Below are 2,475 nucleotides of genomic sequence, written 5' to 3'. Positions count from 1 at the left end.
CCCTAGGAGACAGAATGAACACCACCCGTAGTAAATTCATGCAGGGCGCCGCTGCCGCCGGCCTGCTCGCGTCCGCGTTCGTCCAGCCTGCGCTGGCTGCCGTGGAAGTCGCTGGCGTGAAATTCCAGGACATGGCCAATGTCGGCGGTCACGATCTGAAGCTGAGCGGCGCCGGCGTGCGTACCAAGCTGGTGTTCAAAGTGTATGCCCTGGGCTTCTACATGCAAGAGCCGCAAACCACGGTGCAAGGCGCCCTGAACATTGCCGGTCCCCGCCGTATCCAGCTGGTCAGCCTGCGCGACCTGAGCTCGGACGACTTCGGCCAGGCCTTCATGACCGGCCTGAACGCCAATACCACGGCGGACGAGCGCACCAAGTTCCTGCCGCAAACCAAGGCTTTCGGCGAAATGTTCGGCTCGATTGATGGCCTGAAAAAAGGCGATGTGCTGCTGGTGGACTGGCTGCCCGGTGTGGGTACGGTGTGCACGCTGAACGGCAAGAAGGTCGGCGATACGCTGCCGGACGTGGGCTTCTTCAACGCCATCATGCGGATCTGGATCGGCGACAAGCCGGCGGACAGTTCGCTGAAGCCCAAGCTGCTGGGCGGCCAGCCGAAGTGATTTTGCTGCGGCGCGGCAGGGACCTGCCGCGCGATAAGGCTTAAACGCGCGATGCCAGAGCTTGCAGCTCGGCAACGTGGCTTGGCGAGCCTTCCATCGAATTCAACATACGCTTGAGCATCATTGCATCGCGCATCTGGCGGCGCTGCAGGCGTTCTTCTTTGGTCAATTTTGGCTTAACAACAAGCACGGCGGCCTTGGCGCAACCGAACAGCAGGGGCTTGAAAACCATCACCAGCGCCAGCGCGAGGATCACCAGCGGCCAGTTGTGCACGATTTCCATCAGGGTCATGTAGGTAGACATGGGTGTTTCATTACAATTAGAATCTGATTGTAACTATAGTGCGCCGCAACATATTAATCCAATTGCGTTTCTCCATATCAATCATTCTTGCGGTGAATAACCCATGAGCTTCCTCACGCTGGACCTCAACCTGCTGCGCGTTTTCGATGCGGTAATGACCGAGCAAAACCTGACGCGCGCGGCGGGCCACCTCGCCATGACCCAGCCGGCGGTGTCCAATGCCATCAAGCGCCTGCGCGAAAGCCTGGGGGATGACCTGCTGATCCGTACCGCCTACGGCGTGAAGCCAACGCCGCGCGCCGAGGCGCTGTGGCCGCACGTGCGCAGCGCGCTGGCGGCGCTGGAGTCGGCGGTGACGCCAGGGACGTTTGACGTGTCCAAGGCCCATGCCACCTTCCGTCTGGCGATGGCGGACGCGACGGCGGCATTCTGGCTGCCTTCGCTGATGCGTTCGATCGAGCGGGAAGCCCCGGGCGTGAACGTGCGCATGGTGCCGCTGACCACGCGCGAGCCGCGTCCCATGCTGCTGCGGGGCGATATCGACCTGGCGGTGGGCTTCTTCCCAGGCGTGGCCGCTCAGCTGATGAGCGAGCCGAGCTCGCCGATCCGGCATGAACGGCTGTATTCGGGCACCTATGTGTGCGTGATGCGCCGTGGGCATCCGCTGGCCAAGGGCGAGCTGACGCTGGATAGCTATTGCTCCGCCAATCACCTGCTGGTGARCTTCTCCGGCCGCGCGCACGGCCTGGTGGACGAGGCGCTGGCCCAGTTACAGCGCGAGCGTCGGATTCTGCTGACCGTGAATCAGTTCTTTACCGCGGGCCGCGTCGTGGCCAATTCCGATCTGGTGACGGTGCTGCCGAAACACCTGATCGCATCCACCGGCATGAAAGATGAGCTGATTTACAAAGATCTGCCGTTCCAGCTGCCGGCCGTGCACCTGGACATGCTGTGGCACGAGCGCGATGCGCGCAGCCCGGCGCACAAGTGGCTGCGCGGGCATCTGGAAAGCATGAATTCGGTGGCGGCCAAGACCGCGCCGAATACTTCGCCCAAAAGCGATACCTATTGAAACCCAAGGCGTGAACCTGGTGCCTGCCACGATGTGGCAGGCACCTGCTTTAACGGTTTAGTGGGCTGAAGAGCGGTAGCCGATCCGGAAGCCGCCCCAGTGCTTCCCATCCACATAAATCGGCGCCGAGAGGTCGTGCATGACCTCGCCCGTGTCGCGTTTATAGGTCTGTAGCAGGAAGGGCCGGGTATTCGAACCGCAGCGTTTTCCGGTGCGATCGCTGAAGATGCGCTTGGTTCGATTATTAATGATATCCACATCGTAGTCCCCAGTCAGCGGCTGGGAGAACTTCTTATTGTGGGTGGGGAAATACCCATTGTTATCCACAGCTCCGGCATAGGCCAGCTGGGGCATTGAGGACAGCAAACCTTCCTGTAAATCCGGCAAAATTTTATCGGTAAAGCGGTCAAACGTCGTGTGGAATTTGGGCGGATTCGTGTTCRGAATTTCCTCATAGCGGCGGTCGAACAACGCATCGC

General features: G+C 60.7%; 3 protein-coding genes and 1 pseudogene. 2 read left to right on the top strand and 2 right to left on the bottom strand.

Annotated elements, in window-relative coordinates; genetic code table 11:
* Nucleotides 1-620, top strand: a 620-nt coding sequence (locus tag AB4Z11_RS29355; RefSeq protein ID WP_442029351.1) for a chalcone isomerase family protein, incomplete at its 5' end; no start/stop codon positions are given.
* 40 nt (nt 621-660) lie between these two features.
* Here the strand turns inward: AB4Z11_RS29355 and AB4Z11_RS29350 are convergent.
* The gene (locus AB4Z11_RS29350) at nt 661-924 is read right to left on the bottom strand and encodes a hypothetical protein (protein ID WP_442029349.1); all 264 of its coding nucleotides are present in this window, start codon (nt 922-924) and stop codon (nt 661-663) included.
* A gap of 103 nt (nt 925-1,027) precedes the next feature.
* Here AB4Z11_RS29350 and AB4Z11_RS29345 point away from each other — a divergent pair, with 103 nt between their 5' ends.
* On the top strand, nt 1,028-1,996 hold the full coding sequence (locus AB4Z11_RS29345; RefSeq protein ID WP_442029348.1) for a LysR family transcriptional regulator: 969 nt from the start codon (nt 1,028-1,030) through the stop codon (nt 1,994-1,996).
* Nucleotides 1,997-2,053: 57 nt separating this feature from the next.
* Here AB4Z11_RS29345 and AB4Z11_RS29340 read toward each other — a convergent pair.
* Nucleotides 2,054-2,475, bottom strand: a pseudogene (locus AB4Z11_RS29340) (methyl-accepting chemotaxis protein); the annotation flags it as partial.

Source organism: Pseudoduganella sp. RAF53_2 (assembly GCF_052113985.1).
Classification (GTDB): domain Bacteria; phylum Pseudomonadota; class Gammaproteobacteria; order Burkholderiales; family Burkholderiaceae_D; genus Rugamonas.
The sequence above is the reverse complement of the archived record's forward strand: the minus strand, read 5'-3'. Positions and strand labels throughout refer to the sequence as shown.